The following is a 16013-nucleotide window of genomic DNA, read 5'->3' on the forward strand; positions in this document are numbered from 1 at the left end:
AGCGCAGCGGCCTGCGCGCGGGCGAGGTCCTGTCGGTGGCCACCTCCGACGCCGAACAGGCCGCCCAGTACGTGCGCGCCTGGTCGTCGTCGATCGCCCTCGTGGTCGCCATCGCCGTCACCACCGTCGCCCTCCTGGCCGTCGACGTCCCCCTCGGGATCGGCGTGCTCGTCGGCGTTCCCCTGCTCATGCTGCTCCTGCGCCTGCCCGCCGCACGCATCACCCGGCGCAGCGAGGCCAAGCAGGCCACCGCCGCCGGGGCCACGGCCCTGGCCACCGACCTGGTCAGCGGCCTGCGCGTCCTCATGGGCATCGGCGCCCGGTACAACGCCGCCGACCGCTACCGCCGGGCCAGCACCCGCGCCCTGGACGCCTCGGTCGGCGCCGCCGCCAGCAACGGCGTCTACCAGGGGCTGGTCACCGCCGCCAGCGCGGTCCTGCTCGCCTGCGTCGCGGGCGTGGCCGGGTGGATGGCGCTCAACGGCCGCCTCAGCGTCGGCGAGTTCGTCACCGTCATCGGACTCGCCCAGTTCCTGGCCGAACCCGTTCAGGGGCTGGGCATGATCGGTCAGGTGTTCGCCACCGCGCGCGCCTCAGCCCAGCGGTTGGTGCGCCTGCTCAACGCCCCCGCCGCCGTCGCCCCCGGCGACCGCGCCTGTGACGGGGAACCGGTCGTCGCCCTGTCCGGGGTCGGCTACCGCACGCTGCGCAGGGTGGACCTCGAACTCACCCCCGGCGAACTCGTGGGAGTGCTCACCACCGATCCCCGCGACGCCGAGGCGCTGCTGGAACTGCTCTCGGGCCGGGCCGACCCCGGGCGGATCGAGGGCACGCTCACCGTGGGCGGAGTCCCCGTCCCCGAACTCGCCCTGGACGCCCTGCGCGAGGCGGTCCTGGTGGAGGAGCACGGGGCCGCGCTGTTCGAGGGCACCCTGCGCACCAACCTGACCGGTGCCGGGGCCGACGAGGAACGCCTCCTGGACGCCCTGCGCGCCGCCGCGGCCGACGACCTGGTCGACGGACACCCCGACGGCCTGGACCGGCCGGTCGCCGACCGCGCCGCCAACCTCTCCGGCGGCCAGCGCCAGCGCGTGGCCCTGGCCCGCGCCCTGGTCGCCGACCCTCCCGTCCTGGTTCTGCACGACCCCACCACCGCCGTGGACGCCGTCACCGAGGAGGCCATCGCCCGGGGCGTGGCCGCCGCCCGGGCGGGCCGGGTCCCGGCCGGGTCCACCCTGGTCGTGGCCAACAGCCCGGCGCTGCTGTCCCGGGCCGACCGCGTCGTGGTGCTGTCCGGGGGGCGGGTCCGCCGCACGGGGACGCACGCGCGGCTGGTCGAGGAGGACCCGGACTACCGTGAGGCGGTACTCCGATGACCTGCGTGTGGGGCACCGCCCGTGAGCCGTCGCCACCACGGAGTCCGCGGTCACACGTGGCCGGTCGGGGAGGATGGCACCCACCGGAGGGCGGTGCCGCGACGACCGCCCCGCCGAGCGCCGTTCGCGGGCCGCTCCCGTTCCGGGACCCACGACCAGGCGCGGTTCGACGACGGAGGAGGCCGTTCGGTGGGTCCCTCCCGTCCACCGAGGCCGACCGCCGATCGTCCGGAACGTGTCCCCCCGAGTTCCCCGACCCCCTCGCAGCCACCCACGACCCCGAGGACGACCGATGAGCACGCCGGCGGAGGAACCCGCGCGCGAACACGGGGATCTGCTCCCCACCGCCCCGGCCCGCCGCACCTGGGCCGTACTGGGCGAGGGGGTGCGCGCCACCGGCTGGGGCACCCCGCTGGCCCTGGCCACCGTGCTCGCAGGCAGCGCAGCCGGGCTGGTGGCCCCGTGGGTGCTGGGCCGGATGGTCGACGCCATCGCGGAGGGGGAGGGCCTGGAGACCGTCTTGTCCTCGGTCGCCCTGATCGCCGTGACGGGTCTGCTCGGAGGTCTGCTGACGGGCGTGGGCGCCTGGTTGGTCAGCCGGGTCGGCGAGACGATCCTGGCCCGCCTGCGCGAACGCGTCATGGACCGAGTGCTGCGCATGCCCGCCGCCCGCCTGGAGCGGGTCCGCATCGGCGACCTGCTCTCCCGGGTCGGTGACGACGTCGCCGTGGTCACCACCAGCATCGCCCGCAGCGGTCCCCACGCCGTCGTCGCCCTGGCCACCGTGCTGCTGACCGCCGTGGGCATGACCGCACTGGACTGGCGCCTGGGCCTGGCCGGAATGCTCTGCGTGCCGGTCTACGTGCTGGCGTTGCGCTGGTACCTGCCCCGTTCTGGCCCCTACTACGCCCGTGAGCGCGTGGCCATGGGCGAGCGCTCGCACGCGATGATGGGCGCCCTGCGGGGACGCGGCACCGTGCGCGCCTACCGGCTGGAGGACGAGCACGAGGGTCGTGTCCGCGACCGCTCCCGTGACGCCATGGACATCACGGTCTCGGTGTTCCGCCTGTTCACCCGTTTCGGATCGCGGCTCAACGCCGCCGAGTGCGTCGGTCTGACCTCGGTGCTGGTGGTCGGGTTCTGGCTGGTGCGCGCGGACATGGCGACCATCGGCATGGTCACCGCCGCCGCGCTGTACTTCCACCGCCTGTTCGGGCCGCTGATCTTCCTGGTCATGAACTTCAACGAGGTGCAGTCGGCGGGGGCGAGTCTGGCCCGCCTGGCCGGTGTGGTCGACCTTCCGGCGGGGGAGGGGCCGGGCGTCGAGGAGGGGCCAGCAGGATCCTCGGTCCGTGTGGCGGGGGTCACCCACTCCTACGGCACCGGCGGCCCGCCCGCCCTGGAGGAGGTGTCGCTGGAGGTCGCCCCGGGCGAGCGCGTGGCCCTGGTCGGGGCCAGCGGCGCGGGCAAGACCACCCTGGCCGCCCTGGTCAGCGGGTTGCGCACGCCCACCGAGGGGGCCGTGTACCTGGGCGGGATCCCCCTGGAGGAACTGGGGGAGCAGCGGGTGCGCGAACACGTCTTCCTCGTCAGCCAGGAGACCCACGTGTTCGCCGGAACCCTGCTGGAGGACCTGCGCCTGGCCCGCGCGGGGGCCGACGCGGCCGAGGCGGAGGCCGCCCTGGAGACCGTCGGCGCCCTGGAGTGGGTGCGCGCCCTGCCCGAGGGGCTGGACACGGTGGTCGGTGAGGGCGGACACGCCCTGACCGCGGAGCAGGCCCAACACCTGGCGCTGGCCCGGCTGGTGCTGGCCGACCCGGACGTGGCCGTCCTGGACGAGGCCACCGCGGAGGCGGGCAGTTCCGGCGCCCGGCGTCTGGAGCGGGCCGCCGCCGNTGGCGCACCGGCTCACGCAGGCCGAGACCGCCGACCGCGTGGTGGTCATGGACCGGGGCCGCGTCGTCGAGGAGGGCGCGCACACCGACCTGGTCGACGCCGGTGGGCGCTACGCCGCCCTGTGGCGCAGCTGGCAGGGCACGTCGGACGAGGGAGGGCTGGTCTCGCGCTGACGGGCGGGGCCGTGCTGAGCGGTGGTTGGTACGCGGCGGCCCTGTGCGCGGGCACGACAAAGCCCGCGGGGGTGGGGATCCCCCCGTTTTCCAGTGAACCGCGAACGGACATGGCCCCGCCAGGGGCAGTCGGAACCTGTGGACGGCCCCCGGGCGGGTCCGCGCTGGGCGGTGGTGGGGCCGGTGTGTTCTCGCCGGGTCCATGACGCGTGCGGCTCCGCCTGCTGATGCACCGCGGGCGGAGCCGAACCTCGTTGATCTTGTACTTATGGCTACTCTCGGCGGTCGAACCTCGCTATAAGTACAAGATCATCTACGGAAGACTGGCCGAAAGTGGTGTCAGGCCCCCTTGGCGCTGTCGATGAAGGCCTGCCATTCGGCGGAGGCGAAGAAGAGCGCGCCCAGCTCGCGGTGCTTGGTGTCCCGGACTCCGGTGAGCGGTCCTTCGGCAACCTCTACGCATTCGCCTTGCTCAACGCTGTAGCTGGCCTTGTGCCATGGCTGCGCGGGGACATGTGCTGCTTCCACGCAATCGTTGTCCCCTCCGCTGTAGCTGGACTTGAACCACTGGATCACCGGAACTCCCTTGCCTTCGAGGTGATGAAGTCCATCGTGTCAGACGGGGACAGAGCCGAGTCGCGCAGGCTTTCGAACGCTGTCCTGTAGCGATTGACGCTTTCGACACTCTCCAAGTAGAGGTCGCCCATCATGCCTTCGATGTAGACGACATCTGGATACTGGTCCTCCGGGAACGAAAAGATGGTGAAGGCTCCTTCCATGGCGCTGTGCGCACCGGCATCGAAGGAGAGCAGGCGAAGAGTTACATCCGGGTCCTCGGCCGCCTTGCGCAAAGCTTGTAGCTGCTCGGCCATCAGATCGTTGTCACCGACCTGGCGTCTGAGTACAGCCTCATTGAGGACGAAGTCCAGGTGGAGCGGCTTCTCGCGCTTGAGGATTCGCTGACGCGCCATGCGCGCTGTTACCCGGCGTTCCACGCTCTGCTCGTCGTAACGCGGGCGCAGCGCTTGGATAACGGCGCGTGCGTATGCCTCGGTCTGGAGCAGGCCAGGGATCAGCTCTGAGGAGTAGCGCCGGATGAGGTGGGTTTCGTCTTCGAGGGCTACGAGGGAGCCGGTGAAGACGTCCTGGTAACTCGTCCACCAGCCACGTTTCTTGGCATCCTTCGCCAACTGAATGAGGGCTTCTCGTTGCGGGCTGGCCACGCCGTAGAGGTCGAGCAACCCTTGGATGTCCAACCAGTTCACCCGGGGGCTACGAGCGTTCTCCAAACGGAAGAGCTTGGAGACGTGCCAGTCCATGCGAGCGGCAACCTGCTCCTGAGTCATCTTCGCCTCAGCGCGGAGTTCACGTAGGGACTGCGCGAGCCGGTACTGCCGCACGGTGGGGATCGGTTCAGCCATCGCATCCTTCGTTCGTCAACGTCGTGGTTTTACTCTGCCATGCCTCTGAACTGCGCTTTCGCGCGCAAAACGGATCTTCTGGGGTGATCTACACGCCTTTAACTTGCATGGTTGTAAGTCGCTGTCTGCTGAGTTTTACTGTAGTTGAGCTCACACGCTTCGTGGCGCTGGGGTGCTCAATCCGGTCAGGAGGACTGCCATGGCTGGTGGGCAGGTTCCGCTCGGTCCCCAGCGAGCATGGCGAGTTGGGTGTGGGCAGGTGCGCCATCCGGGCCGGTCACCGCCAGGGCTGGTTCGGGCACGGGGGAATCCACCTTTGTCCCGTGCTGAGAACGCCGCCGGTTACGGGTGGCCATACGAAAACGGGCTCTGGGGGCGATAGCCGCGCCCCCAGAGCCCAGACCGACAACACAAGATCCGCTGTGAACAAGGAGTTGTGCGTCATGACCATTGTGCCGCGTCCCCGCGCGCCGTTCCACACCCCCACCCCGCCCTTCGCTGGGCGACGCTGGGCTTCCCGCGTCTACCCCGGCGACCTGTCCCAGGCCGCGTGGGTGCGTGAGGACCTGCGCGCGGACCTGTTCCGGCTGGAGGGCCTGTGCCCCGACCTGGCCGAGACCGTGGTGCTGTGCGCGAGCGAGATGTTCGCGAACGGGGTCGACCACTCCCGTTCCGGCGAGGCGGACGGCCGGGTGATCCGTAACCTGTCCATGCCCGCCGCTGATGTCCTGCACTTGGGCGTCGTCGACGACGGCGTGCGGGAGGCCGCTCCCACGCTTCCGGAGATTCCTTACCAGCGCACGGACGAAGAGTGGGCGGAGGCCGAACGGGGCCGGGGCCTGCTGCTCATCAACTCCCTGGCCACGCGTTGGGGGAGTAGGGCGGTGGTGGACTTTCCGTTCTGCGCAGGGCTGGGCACGGTCGTGTGGGCGGAGTTCACCCTCACCCCCACCACCCACGCCGGTACCGCTCCCGCCGGAGCGGACCGATGAGCGCCGAACCGGTTTCCTCGGGGGTGCGCGCGGTGTTGGACGCGCCTCGGGGACGGCGCTTCTCCAAGCCCAGCTACCCGACCCCGCTCACCCGGGAGCAGCGCCTGCTCGCCCAGATGAAGGGCAACCCCCGGGTGGCCTACCGGCAGGCTCACGGGGTTCTGCCTGAGTGGATGTACGTCCACGCCGCCCGGCTGGCCGAACGCGACGCCCAGACCACCGAACGCCCGGAGGAGCGCCCGCGCAGGCCCGCCCCGCAGCCGGAACGCCCGGCCGAACCCGTGGTTCCGCGTCCGCGCCCGGCCCCCGACGACGGCCCGTTCCCGCCCCGCCGGGAGCGCCCGCCGCTGCCGCGCCGCCGCTCGAAGCGTCCGCACGGCCGCCGCCGCAAGCTCAACCGGTTCGGTCACCTCCGCCGCCTCGGCGGTACCACCCGTACCGGCCCGACCCGCCTGCTGGCCGCCTACACCCTCGCCAGCAGCTTCGGAGCCCTGGCCCACCACCTGGCCACGGTCCTGCTGTAGCGACCCACCCCGACCCGCCCACACCACGACGGCCGCGCCGGACCCCACATCGGACCCGGCGCGGCCGTCGCCATGGCGTCGCCTCTCAGTGGTGCGTCTCGGACGCGCCCTTGCCTCCCGGAGGGCCGCACGCAATCTCACGCAAGGGCGTTGGCCCGCACCGAAGCACCGGTTTTCATGGTCGTCACGGGCCGTTGGACCACCCGGGACGTCCAGGGCCTGTGACCAGACCCCCGTACTGGGGAGGAGGCCGCTGTGAACGACGACGGCAACAACTAGAACCACGGACACGACGACGGCGGGGCGGCTCTCCTGGAGCCGNATATGCATGAGATGTGACTGCTGAGTTCAGGGCGCGATCTGTCGGATGTGCTGGGCCACGTCCGCGAGCCAGGCGTCGTCGGCGCGGGTGTGGTCGTGGGAGGACAGGTAGCCCTGGTAGCGGTCGAAGTAACCCTCGATCGGTGAGACGACCTCGCGCCAGTCCTCGCCCGCGTTGCCCGCGGTGTGGTGCATGGGGAAGAGCTTGGCGTGGGCGTGGTCGACCCCGTAGCCCTCGTACATGATCCCGGTACGGGCCACGTCGTCGAAGGCGGCGTCCAGGCGGCGGGCGACCTCGCGGGCCGCCAAGTGCAGCGCGGTGTACTCCGACGGTTCCATCTCGACCACGTAGCTGGTGCGGTGGGCCTTGGGGATGACGACGGAGAACCCCTCGGTGTTGGGGAAGATCGACAGGAACGCCAGGTGGTCGGCGTCCTCCCAGATCCGGTGGGCGGGTGCGTCCCCGGACACGATTCGGCAGAAGACACACCTTGGGTCGCGGTCGGTGTTCATCGGACTCCTTCACGGGACAGCACGGCATCGGCACACGTGGGGCAGGCGGGGGCGCGCTCCGCTGCCTGCTGGTCGAGGGTGAGGTCGTGCGACCACACTCCCACGCGGCGGTTCAGCGAGGCCGGTGTTCCGAACCCGCCCAGGTGGCGCAGCACGTCCAGCGCGGCCAGGGAGGAGGCCAGCATGTTGACCGGACCGTTGGAGGGCGCCTGGTGGCGCCCGTTGATCCGCGCGGCGAGGGAAGCCAGTTCGGCGTCGTCCTCGGGAGGACGCGCGGTCAGCGGTCGACAGTCCCAGCATCCGGTCGTCCCCGGCACCACCAGCGGCCCCCACACCGCGATGTCGTTGACGTAGCAGGCGTTCAACCACGCCGTTCCCGACGCGACGCAGTGAGCGTTCACCAGGCCGGTCAGGCCGGGGGAGTCCGCCGAGACCACGAGGAGATCGCACGCGGGCAGGTGCTCCAGATCCGCCGCGTCCGCCACGCCGCGAACCACCGGCCGTACCCGGCACGAGGAGTTGCGCCGCCCCAGCTCCCGGGCGAGCACCTCCGCCTTGGGCAGACCGATGTCGGCCTCGGTGAACAGGAACTGGCGAGTCAGGTTACTCAGCTCCACGTGATCACCGTCCACCAGGACCAGTTCCCCGACCCCGGCCGTGGCCAGGGTGGCCGCGACCAGGCTGCCGATCCCGCCGCATCCGAGCAGCACGACGCTGGCCTCACCCAGACGGCGCTGTACCCGCTCGGCGCCGGACCCGGAGAGCTCGTAGAACAGCGCGTGCCTGCTGTAGCGGTCGGCGCGGTCGTAGGCGTGTGCGGGGATCAGGCAGTTGCCGTGTTCGAGCAGCAGCATCGCCGCCTCGGTCGAGGCGGCGTCCACACCGCAGGAGCGCAGGTAGGCCGAGGCCGCCTCACGGGTGCGTGGTTCGCGGAAGTGGTCGGCCAGGAGCAGCAGCGGCTCCCACAACGCGCGGTCGTGTACGGACTGGCGTATCGAACCGAAACCGAGGAACAGGGTCGCGTCCTGGACCCCGACCCGCACATAGGGGGCGAGTACGCGCGGAGGACCGTGGTGGACAGCGTCAGGGGACATGGCCGGTACCGCCTTGGCATCCGAGGAGAACGGGGACGGCACGAACGTAGGCAGGCAGGGGTACGCGGGGCGCGGGGATTGCGCGAGATTGCGTCCGCGAGATACGCCAACCCCTGCCCCGGTCGTCCTTCTCCCGGGATACTCGTGGGGCACCCCCTGAACCGAGGAGGACCATGAAACTCCGCAAACTCGGCACGACCTCCCACGGCGGGAACTGTCCCACCTTGTATGAGACCGACAGCGGCAGCATCGTCGTCCAGGGCTACCGGCTCACCGACCCCGAGGCGCTCTCCCAACTCGCGGACGTGCTGCCCAACGAGGAGTTCGTCGTGGTGCCCCGCGAACTCCTGACCCGATTCTCACCGAAGGGGTGACGTGTCCGATCTCGTCTCCGGAGAGGAATTCAACGACCTCTTCCGGCAGTACCACCACACCGCCTGGCGTCTGGAAACCCGTACCTTCTACGGAGTCCTACACGAGAACGAGCCGTTCCAGCGGTGGTTGGTCGGGGACGACTCCGACATCGAGTGGTTCAAGCCCTGGCTGAAGATGATGCGTGCGGAACTGGCCACCGGCAAACGCATGGAGCGGGTCCGCCTCATCGACGACCCACCCTCGGACTACCTGCGCTGGGAGCTGTGGGGGACCCCCTACAACCTCGGCATCGGCGAGGACATCCGCTACCTGCCGCGCACCCACCCGATCGTGGCGGAACTGCCCGACCACGACTTCTGGGTGTTCGACAGCCGCACGGTGGCCCGCCTGGAGTTCGACGAACAGGGCAGTGTGCTGGGCGCCTCGCTGAGCGAGGACCCCGCCCATGTGCTGGCCGCCGTGCAGGCGCGCGACGCCGCATGGCACCATGCACTGACGTTCACGCAGTACATGGCGACAAGGGCGGAATGACCGACTACCAGACAGCCCGGTTCTCCCTCGGCGTTCGTCTGCGCGAACTCCGGGAGGAGGCCGGGCTGTCCGGTCGGGAGTTGGCCTCCCGTGCCGGTTGGCACCCCTCCAAGGTGTCCCGTCTCGAACGCGGGAACCAGACCGCGGCCGCCGAGGATCTGCGCCGCTGGGCACGGCTGTGTGGGCGCGACGACGCGGCCCAGGGACTCATCGCCCAACTGGGGTCATTGGAGACCCACTACACGAGTTGGCGCCGCAGGCTGTCAGCGGGCAATCAGGCGCGACAGCAGAACGCCGTCGACCTGGAAGGCCGCACGCGTAAGTTGCACGTCTTCGAGTCGGTGTGCGTTCCCGGGCTCCTACAGACACCCGACTACGCCCGTGCCATGATCTCCGGAGCGGTGGACCTCCACGGAACTCCGACGGACGTGGAGGAAGGCGTACGTAAGCGAATGGAGCGCCGCGCTGCTCTGGAAGAACGCGGCAAGCAATTGCGGATTCTGCTGTGGGAACCGGCCCTGCGCACACGACACGCGTCTCTCGAGGTCCAAGCCGGGCAACTCGGGTATCTGGCGGAATGCATTCGCGGCGGTCGTGGCGGCATCGGAATCGTCCCTCTGTCAGCGCAACTGATGGCCTCACCGATGCACGGGTTCTGGATCTATGACGACCACCAGGTGATCGTCGAGACCGTGGGCGCGGAGCTGTTCCTGACCGACGCCGACGCGGTGGAGCCCTACCGGCGCGTGTTCTCGGCGCTGTCCCATGCCGCTGTGAGGGGTCGTGCGGCTCTCGAACTGGTAGAGCGGGCCCGTCACGCACTCACCGGACGCGAGGGCTCCGATACGCGATGAGATGTGATGACTCGTATTGAGTACTACGACGGCCCCGCAGCTCCCGTTCCCAACAGCTTGGTGGTCGCGACCAGCGCGGCGGTTGTGGACGGTGAGGAATGGTTACTGTCGCAGCGTCGGGTGGACAAGGGGCTGTGGGCGATGCCGGGCCGGGGACGCTCTGGCCGCCTCCGGGATCATCGAACGCACACGGTCGGGTCAGGGGGTGCGGGCCATGCGCGTGTTCGGGAGCCTGCCCCGCCAGAGCTGCCGTTCACCGGTGGCCTCGAAGCCGTAGCGCTGGTAGAACCGGACGGCTCCCTCGTTGTAGGTGGTCACCCACAGGCGCATCGGCGTGTCCCCGGCCCAGTCGAGGAACACGTCCATCAGTTGACCGCCGAGGCCGACTCCCTGAGCCTCCTCCAGGAGGTACATCGGCCCGAGGTTGACCACCTCCCCCTCCCGGCGTCCGCACAGGAAGCCGACGATCTCACCCCGGCGCCGTACGACACGGCAGAGGAACCGATCGGGCTGGTGCGCGGCACGGGCGATGAATCCCCGCCACTGGGCGACTCCCTCAGCAGCGGTGACGGAACCGCGGTGTTCGCGGATCCACGCCTCGTCGATCCCCGCTTCCTCGTTGGGATAGGTCTGGAGCCAGGCGGCCAACAGCACCCGCGCGAGCGCCGGTGCGTCATCGACATGGGGCGCTTCGATCACGTGGTCCACGGGATCTCTTCTCACACGCGTCCGACGTTGGGTGCTGCCCGGGCCGTTCCCCCGCCGGAGCTCAGTCCAGGGCGGCTCGGCCGTGGCGCCAGTAGCCGATGAAGGCGATGTCCTCCTTGGGTACGCCGTGTTCGCGCACCAGGGTGCGGCGCAGCCCGGTGGGCAGGGCGTTCTCCCCGGCGAGGAAGCAGTAGGGGCGGCCTTCCGGCAGTTCGGCGGCGCGGACGGTCTCCAGCGCCAGCTGACCGGGGACGGCGTGCGCGTCCTCGCGCGGCAGCCAGTGCACCTCCACCCCGGGCAGGCGGGGGAGCGTCCGCACGTCGTCGGGGGAGGGCACCTCCAGGTACACCAGCGCCCGCAGGTCGGCCGGGGCCTGCTCCAGGATCGACACCAGGGCGGGCACGGCGCTCTCGTCACCCACGAGCAGCTGCCAGTCGGCGTCCTCGGGCGGCAGGTAGTACACGCCGTCCGCCAGCAGACCCGCCTCGTCGCCGGGAACGGCCGCGGACGCCCACGCGGAGGCGGGACCGGCGTCGCCGTGGTCCACGAACTCGACGTCCATCTCCAGCGCCTCGGCGTCGAAGCGGCGCACCGAGTAGCTGCGCACGTGCGGCTGGCGGCTCGGGGGCATGGCGCGGAGCTGCTCGAACCACCGTTTGTCGGCGCTCGCGGGCATGTGCAGCCGTTCCTGTCCCGCGCGGGGCAGGAACAGGCGCACGAACTGGTCGCGGCCGAGGAAGGCGAAGTCGGCCAGTTCGGCGCCGCCCAGGGTCACGGTGACGAAGTGCTTGCTCAGGCGCTCGGTCCGTACCACGCGGGTGCGGATCATGGCGCGGTGGCCGGGCTGTTCGACGCGCACGGGGGCTCTTCCTCCTGGGGTCACGGGTGCGGGGCGTACGGGGATCGCTTCCAAGTGAGGTTAGCCGAACCTTGCTTCGCCGACGAGGGGGTGGCGGCGCCGGGCTGTTCTCCGCGGCGTCCGGGAACACGAAGCGGGTCGCACGGCAGGAGGAGGTCGTCTTCGCCGCCCCCTGTATCCGGGATGTAGATCTACGTCGTAAATGTCCGACTTTCTCGTGCTTGATATCCCTCGGAAAAACCCAGAAACACCGAACCATCACTGGCCTCGGGCTTCCCTTACTCCCTCCGGGGCGCCGCTCCGGGCGCGTTCCCAACGCCGGAGAGCGTGTTCCGGAGCGAACTGTCGTCACCGTCGTGGATCATCGGCCCATGGCACAGACAGCACACCGGCACCACGCCATCGACTACCTGGAGCTCACGGTCACCGACATGGACCGGGCACGGCGCTTCTACTCCGAGGCGTTCGGATGGCGCTTCAACGACTACGGGCCCCAGTACACGGGCATCCAGAACCCGCAGGGCCCCGACGCCCCGGAGGTGGGCGGCCTCGCCCTGGGCGAGGAGACGCGTTCTGGCGGCCCCTTCGTTCTGCTGTACTCGCAGGACCTGGACCGGTCCGCCGAGGCCGTGGAGAGCGCGGGCGGCCGTGTGGTGAAGGGCCCCTACGCCTTCCCCGGCGGGCGCCGCTTCCACTTCACCGACCCCAGCGGCAACGAACTGGGCGTCTGGGCCGAGAAGTGATCCGACGAGGGGGCCGGTGACCCGCCCCGGCCCCATGCCGTGGATCCGCGTCCCGAAACGCGCGCGTCAGAGGCCGGGGTCCGCCGTCCCGGCGGTCCCCGGTCCGTTTCAGGCGTGGCGGGCGATCGCCTCGTTGAGGACCGCGCAGGCGCGGCGCAGGTCGGTGGGGTGCGCCGACCCGTAGCCGAGGATCAGCCCGTGCACGCTCGGGGCGCCGTGGCTGGCCCGGGTGGTGTCGTCCACCAGGACGCCCCGCTCGGAGGCCTCGGCGACCACCGGCGCGACGGCGTGCTCGGGCAGTGGGAGCATGACGTGCAGGCCCGCCGTGTCCCCGGTCGGACGCGTGTGGAGGAGTTCGATGAGGAGCCTGCGGCGGCGGGCGTACTCCAGGCGCATCCGGCGCAGGTGGCGGTCGAGGTCGCCGCGCTCCAGCAGCAGGGCGGTCGCGGCCTGGACGGGGACGCTGGTGCGGTCGGACAGGTCGACCCGGACGTCGGCCAGGCGTTCCAGCAGCGCTGGCTCGGCGACGATCCAGCCGATCCCCACGTCGGGGGACAGGGTCTTGGACAGGGTGCCGAGCAGGATCACGCGTTCGGGGTCCAGGCCGTACAGGGCGGGCAGGGGGGACACGTCGTAGCGGAACTCGGCGTCGTAGTCGTCCTCCACGACCATCGCCGCGTTCTCGCGCGCCCAGGCCAGGAGGCGTTCGCGGCGCGGGATCGGCAGCCGCCCGCCCAGGGGGTACTGGTGGGCGGGGGTGGTGTGGACGAGGGACAGGCCGCGGGGCAGCCGCTCGGTCAGGACGCCGTCCTGGTCCACGGGGCAGGAGACCACCCGTGCTCCGCGCGCGGCCAGGATGGAGCGTGCCTTCTGGTAGCCGGGTTCCTCGACACCGGCGCGGGTGCCCGCGCCGAGCAGGGCGGCTCCGACCAGGTCCAGGCCGTTGCCGGTGCCGCGGGTGACCATGACGTTGTCCGGTCCGATCCGCGCGCCCCGGGTGCGGCGCAGGTGTCCGGCCAGGAGTTCGCGCAGGCGGGGGAGGCCGAAGGGGTCGGGGTCGTCGTCCGGCGGGTGTTCGGCGGCGTGCCGCCAGGCTCGGCGCCACGCGGCGCGGTCGTGGTCGCGGACCCAGGGGGCGCCCGGGCGCAGGTCGACCATGCCCTGGTCACGGACCCGTCGCCGGGAGGGGCGCGGGGTGGAGGTCCTCGCCTCGGGTGGTCTGGTCGGGGGAGGGGCGGTGTGCCCGGTGGCGGGCGGGGCCTCGCGCTCGGCGACGAACGTGCCCGAGCCGTGCCGTCCCTCCAGCCAGCCCTCGGCGTAGAGCTGCTGGTAGGCCTCGGTGACCACGGTTCTGCTCACGCCGAGCTGGGTGGCGAACGCGCGGCTGGAGGGGAGGCGTTCCCCGGGTGCGAGCGTGCCCTCGGACATGGCCCGGCGCAGCGCGTCGGACAGTTGGACGGTGAGCGGCCGGGGGCTGTCGCGGTCGAGGTGGAAGGCCGGTTCGGTGAGGCGGCGGGGCACAGTGGTCTTTCGTTTCCAGGGGGAAGTGGCCATGGTCGGGGTGTCCACTTCGTTCCTAGGCTAACGCCATGCTCTCCACGACAGAACGCACCAGACTCCGCCGGGCCAGGCACAAGGCCCGGACCGACCGCGCCGACCTGTACGCCCTCCTGGACGAGGGGATGGTCTGCCACATGGGGGTGGTGGTCGACGGCGCGCCCATGGTGGTGCCCACCGCGTACGGGCGCGTCGGCGACACCCTGTACCTGCACGGTTCGACGGGGGCGCGGTCGCTGCGCGCGGGCGGTGAGGTGTGCGTGACCGTGACCCTGCTGGACGGTCTCGTGCTGGCCAGGTCGGCCTTCCACCACTCGGTCAACCACCGCTCCGCCATGGTCTACGGCGTGCCGCGCGTGGTCACCGACGAGCGGGAGCGGCGGGCCGGGTTGCGTGCGCTGACCGAGCAGTTGGTTCCGGGGCGGTGGGAGGCGGTGCGTGCGCCGACGGCCAAGGAGATGGTGGCCACGCGTGTGCTGGCGCTGTCGCTGGAGGAGGCGTCGGTGAAGGTGCGTACGGGACCGCCGACGGGCGACGAGGAGGACCACGACCTGCCGGTCTGGGCGGGTGTGCTGCCGATCCGGCGGGTGTTCGACGCACCGGAGCCGGACCCCGGTCTGCGGGAGGGTGTGGACGTCCCCGCGCATGTGGCGGAGCGGGCGCTGTCCCGGTAGCGCGGTCCTGGGAGGTCGTCGCTCTGACGGGGTGCGGGCCGCTTTCAGGGGAGGGGGGCGGACGCGGGGCCGCGCCGCCGCGGCCCGCACGGCGTGTCCCGTGCGGTCCCCGGACTCACGCGGTGCCCTGTCCCCGGGCGACCCGCTCCAGCTGGCGGACGGCCGTGCCCGTACCGTCCTCGGCGTGGACCCGTTCGCCCAGGGTGCGCGCCCGTTCCACGATCGCGGTGTCGTTGACCACCCGGGTCAGCGCCGAGGCCAGGGCGTCCTCGGTCAGTCCCTGTCCGCGCAGCGGGGCGGCGGCGACCCCGGCGGCGTGGGCTCGACGCGCCCAGAAGGGCTGGTCGCCCCAGAAGGGGCACACCACCTGTGGCCGGCCTGAGGCGAGCGCGACTCCGGTGGTTCCGGCGCCGCCGTGGTGCACGATCGCCGAGCAGTGGAGGAACAGTCGTTCGTGCGGGGCCTGGTCGATGGTCAGGACGTGGTCCTCACCGGTTCCGGTGGCGATGCCGCTCGCGCCGGAGGCGACGACCGCGCGTACGCCCGCTCGGCGGGCGGCCGAGGCCACCATGCGTCCGGTGGTGGCCGGATCGGTGGTGGGCAGGCTGCTGAAACCGACGAACACCGGGGGCTTCCCGGAGGCGAGGAACTCCTCCAGCGCGGGGGAGGGGACCCATTCCCGGTCCGGGGGCGGGAACCAGAAGCCGGTGGTGCGCACCTGCGGCGGGTAGTGCGCCTCCGGGGGGAGCAGGTGGCGGCTGAAGGCGTGCAGGACGGTGGAGGGTGTCCCGTCCGGTTGGCGCAGCGGGTCGTGTCGGCCGGGGCGCGGGGGCAGCCCCATCCTGCTCTCGCGGAACTCCTCGGCCGCCGAGCGCTGGCCGCGCAGGGCCAGGGCGGTGAGCCGGTACGTCACCGGGTTGAGCGCGTCCGGCAGCCAGGAGGGCCAGGGCACGCCGGGGGCGGGGAAGGCGCGCGTGGGGACCCAGGAGGGTTGCAGGGCCACCGGGACGGAGGGCACGCCCAGGCGTTCGGCGATGTGTCCTCCCGGTGTGCCCGGCAGGTACACGACCAGGTCCGCGTCCCCGTCGGCGGTCTCGGCCATGTCGGCGTGGACCCGGCGCATGAGCGGGGTGATCCTCCGGAGGAGGGTGACCGTGTGGGCGGCGCCGCGCAGACCGCGCAGGCCGGTGTCCATGGCGCCGCCCAGGTCGGGGTCGCCCATGAGGGTGAGGGGGCCGTCGTCCACGGGGTGGTAGGTGACACCGTGTGCGGCGGCCAGCGGGGCGGAGGCCGCGGGGCCCGCCACCAGGCTGGTGTGCCCGGCCGTTTCCAGTGCGCGGGCCAGGGCCAGGAAGGGCTGGACGTCTCCGCGGGTGCCGTGGGTGAGGAGGAGGGCGTGCAT

16 protein-coding genes and 1 pseudogene are annotated in these 16013 nt (G+C 71.5%); 9 read left to right on the forward strand and 8 right to left on the reverse strand.

Going from position 1 to position 16013, the window contains the following annotated elements; translation table 11 throughout:
* Both D455_RS0126785 and D455_RS31835 read left to right on the forward strand, forming a co-directional pair.
* Nucleotides 1–1376, forward strand: a 1376-nt coding sequence (locus D455_RS0126785; protein ID WP_017573742.1) for an ATP-binding cassette domain-containing protein, incomplete at its 5' end; no start/stop codon positions are given.
* Between the two features lie 292 nt (nt 1377–1668).
* Nucleotides 1669–3445: pseudogene (locus D455_RS31835) on the forward strand (ABC transporter ATP-binding protein).
* A 339-nt stretch (nt 3446–3784) separates the two neighbouring features.
* On the opposite strand, the gene D455_RS0126795 reads toward D455_RS31835, so the two are convergent.
* Together D455_RS0126795 and D455_RS0126800 are read right to left on the reverse strand one after the other, a co-directional pair.
* Nucleotides 3785–4021 (reverse strand): DUF397 domain-containing protein, encoded by a 237-nt coding sequence (locus D455_RS0126795; protein ID WP_017573743.1) that lies wholly within the window; start codon nt 4019–4021, stop codon nt 3785–3787.
* Entirely contained in the window at nt 4018–4866 is an 849-nt protein-coding gene (locus D455_RS0126800; RefSeq protein WP_017573744.1) for a helix-turn-helix domain-containing protein, read from the reverse strand. The genes D455_RS0126795 and D455_RS0126800 overlap by 4 nt, the downstream gene beginning before the upstream one ends.
* Nucleotides 4867–5309: 443 nt before the next feature.
* On the opposite strand from D455_RS0126800, the gene D455_RS0126805 reads away from it, so the two are divergent.
* Complete coding sequence (locus D455_RS0126805) at nt 5310–5858, forward strand: ATP-binding protein (protein ID WP_017573745.1); 549 nt, start codon at nt 5310–5312, stop codon at nt 5856–5858.
* Nucleotides 5855–6382, forward strand: a complete 528-nt coding sequence (locus D455_RS0126810; protein ID WP_026123017.1) for a hypothetical protein — start codon at nt 5855–5857, stop codon at nt 6380–6382. Before D455_RS0126805 ends, D455_RS0126810 begins: the two co-directional genes overlap by 4 nt.
* A 348-nt stretch (nt 6383–6730) precedes the next feature.
* On the opposite strand, the gene D455_RS0126815 is transcribed toward D455_RS0126810, so the two are convergent.
* Together D455_RS0126815 and D455_RS0126820 are read right to left on the reverse strand one after the other, a co-directional pair.
* A complete protein-coding gene (locus tag D455_RS0126815; RefSeq protein ID WP_017573746.1) occupies nt 6731–7216 on the reverse strand; it encodes an HIT family protein in 486 nt (161 codons plus the stop codon).
* Nucleotides 7213–8310: a TOMM precursor leader peptide-binding protein gene (locus D455_RS0126820; RefSeq protein WP_026123018.1), complete on the reverse strand. Its 1098-nt coding sequence runs from the start codon at nt 8308–8310 to the stop codon at nt 7213–7215. The genes D455_RS0126815 and D455_RS0126820 overlap by 4 nt, the downstream gene beginning before the upstream one ends.
* Nucleotides 8311–8483: 173 nt before the next feature.
* On the opposite strand from D455_RS0126820, the gene D455_RS0126825 reads away from it, so the two are divergent.
* From D455_RS0126825 to D455_RS0126835, 3 genes are read left to right on the forward strand one after another with little or no spacing between them, the layout of a single operon-like run.
* Nucleotides 8484–8684, forward strand: coding sequence for a hypothetical protein (locus D455_RS0126825; RefSeq protein ID WP_017573748.1), 201 nt, complete (start codon nt 8484–8486; stop codon nt 8682–8684).
* A gap of 1 nt (nt 8685) precedes the next feature.
* Complete coding sequence (locus tag D455_RS0126830) at nt 8686–9216, forward strand: DUF6879 family protein (protein WP_017573749.1); 531 nt, start codon at nt 8686–8688, stop codon at nt 9214–9216.
* On the forward strand, nt 9213–10070 hold the full coding sequence (locus D455_RS0126835; protein ID WP_017573750.1) for a helix-turn-helix domain-containing protein: 858 nt from the start codon (nt 9213–9215) through the stop codon (nt 10068–10070). The genes D455_RS0126830 and D455_RS0126835 overlap by 4 nt, the downstream gene beginning before the upstream one ends.
* Before the next feature lie 198 nt (nt 10071–10268).
* On the opposite strand, the gene D455_RS0126840 is transcribed toward D455_RS0126835, so the two are convergent.
* Both D455_RS0126840 and D455_RS0126845 read right to left on the reverse strand, forming a co-directional pair.
* Entirely contained in the window at nt 10269–10769 is a 501-nt protein-coding gene (locus D455_RS0126840; RefSeq protein ID WP_206539298.1) for a GNAT family N-acetyltransferase, read from the reverse strand.
* Between the two features lie 70 nt (nt 10770–10839).
* Entirely contained in the window at nt 10840–11637 is a 798-nt protein-coding gene (locus tag D455_RS0126845; protein WP_017573752.1) for a siderophore-interacting protein, read from the reverse strand.
* 371 nt (nt 11638–12008) lie between these two features.
* Between D455_RS0126845 and D455_RS0126850 the strand changes: the two genes are divergently transcribed.
* Nucleotides 12009–12380: a VOC family protein gene (locus D455_RS0126850; protein WP_017573753.1), complete on the forward strand. Its 372-nt coding sequence runs from the start codon at nt 12009–12011 to the stop codon at nt 12378–12380.
* A 108-nt stretch (nt 12381–12488) separates the two neighbouring features.
* On the opposite strand, the gene pdxR is transcribed toward D455_RS0126850, so the two are convergent.
* Entirely contained in the window at nt 12489–13901 is a 1413-nt protein-coding gene (gene pdxR, locus D455_RS0126855; protein WP_017573754.1) for a MocR-like pyridoxine biosynthesis transcription factor PdxR, read from the reverse strand.
* A 68-nt stretch (nt 13902–13969) separates the two neighbouring features.
* On the opposite strand from pdxR, the gene D455_RS0126860 reads away from it, so the two are divergent.
* A complete protein-coding gene (locus D455_RS0126860) occupies nt 13970–14611 on the forward strand; it encodes a pyridoxamine 5'-phosphate oxidase family protein (RefSeq protein WP_017573755.1) in 642 nt (213 codons plus the stop codon).
* 115 nt (nt 14612–14726) lie between these two features.
* Here the strand turns inward: D455_RS0126860 and D455_RS0126865 are convergent, their stop codons facing one another.
* The gene (locus D455_RS0126865) at nt 14727–16013 is read right to left on the reverse strand and encodes a glycosyltransferase (RefSeq protein WP_040685159.1); all 1287 of its coding nucleotides are present in this window, start codon (nt 16011–16013) and stop codon (nt 14727–14729) included.

Source organism: Nocardiopsis halotolerans DSM 44410, from assembly GCF_000341065.1.
Taxonomy (GTDB): domain Bacteria; phylum Actinomycetota; class Actinomycetes; order Streptosporangiales; family Streptosporangiaceae; genus Nocardiopsis; species Nocardiopsis halotolerans.

Coding starts and splice junctions, on each gene's coding strand:
- D455_RS0126835 (WP_017573750.1), top strand. CDS start 9,213: ATGACCGACTACCAGACAGCCCGGTTCTCCCTCGGCGTTCGTCTGCGC.
- D455_RS0126815 (WP_017573746.1), bottom strand. CDS start 7,216: ATGAACACCGACCGCGACCCAAGGTGTGTCTTCTGCCGAATCGTGTCC.
- D455_RS0126865 (WP_040685159.1), bottom strand. CDS start 16,013: ATGCACGCCCTCCTCCTCACCCACGGCACCCGCGGAGACGTCCAGCCC.
- D455_RS0126805 (WP_017573745.1), top strand. CDS start 5,310: ATGACCATTGTGCCGCGTCCCCGCGCGCCGTTCCACACCCCCACCCCG.
- D455_RS0126825 (WP_017573748.1), top strand. CDS start 8,484: ATGAAACTCCGCAAACTCGGCACGACCTCCCACGGCGGGAACTGTCCC.
- D455_RS0126810 (WP_026123017.1), top strand. CDS start 5,855: ATGAGCGCCGAACCGGTTTCCTCGGGGGTGCGCGCGGTGTTGGACGCG.
- D455_RS0126850 (WP_017573753.1), top strand. CDS start 12,009: ATGGCACAGACAGCACACCGGCACCACGCCATCGACTACCTGGAGCTC.
- D455_RS0126820 (WP_026123018.1), bottom strand. CDS start 8,310: ATGTCCCCTGACGCTGTCCACCACGGTCCTCCGCGCGTACTCGCCCCC.
- D455_RS0126860 (WP_017573755.1), top strand. CDS start 13,970: ATGCTCTCCACGACAGAACGCACCAGACTCCGCCGGGCCAGGCACAAG.
- D455_RS0126800 (WP_017573744.1), bottom strand. CDS start 4,866: ATGGCTGAACCGATCCCCACCGTGCGGCAGTACCGGCTCGCGCAGTCC.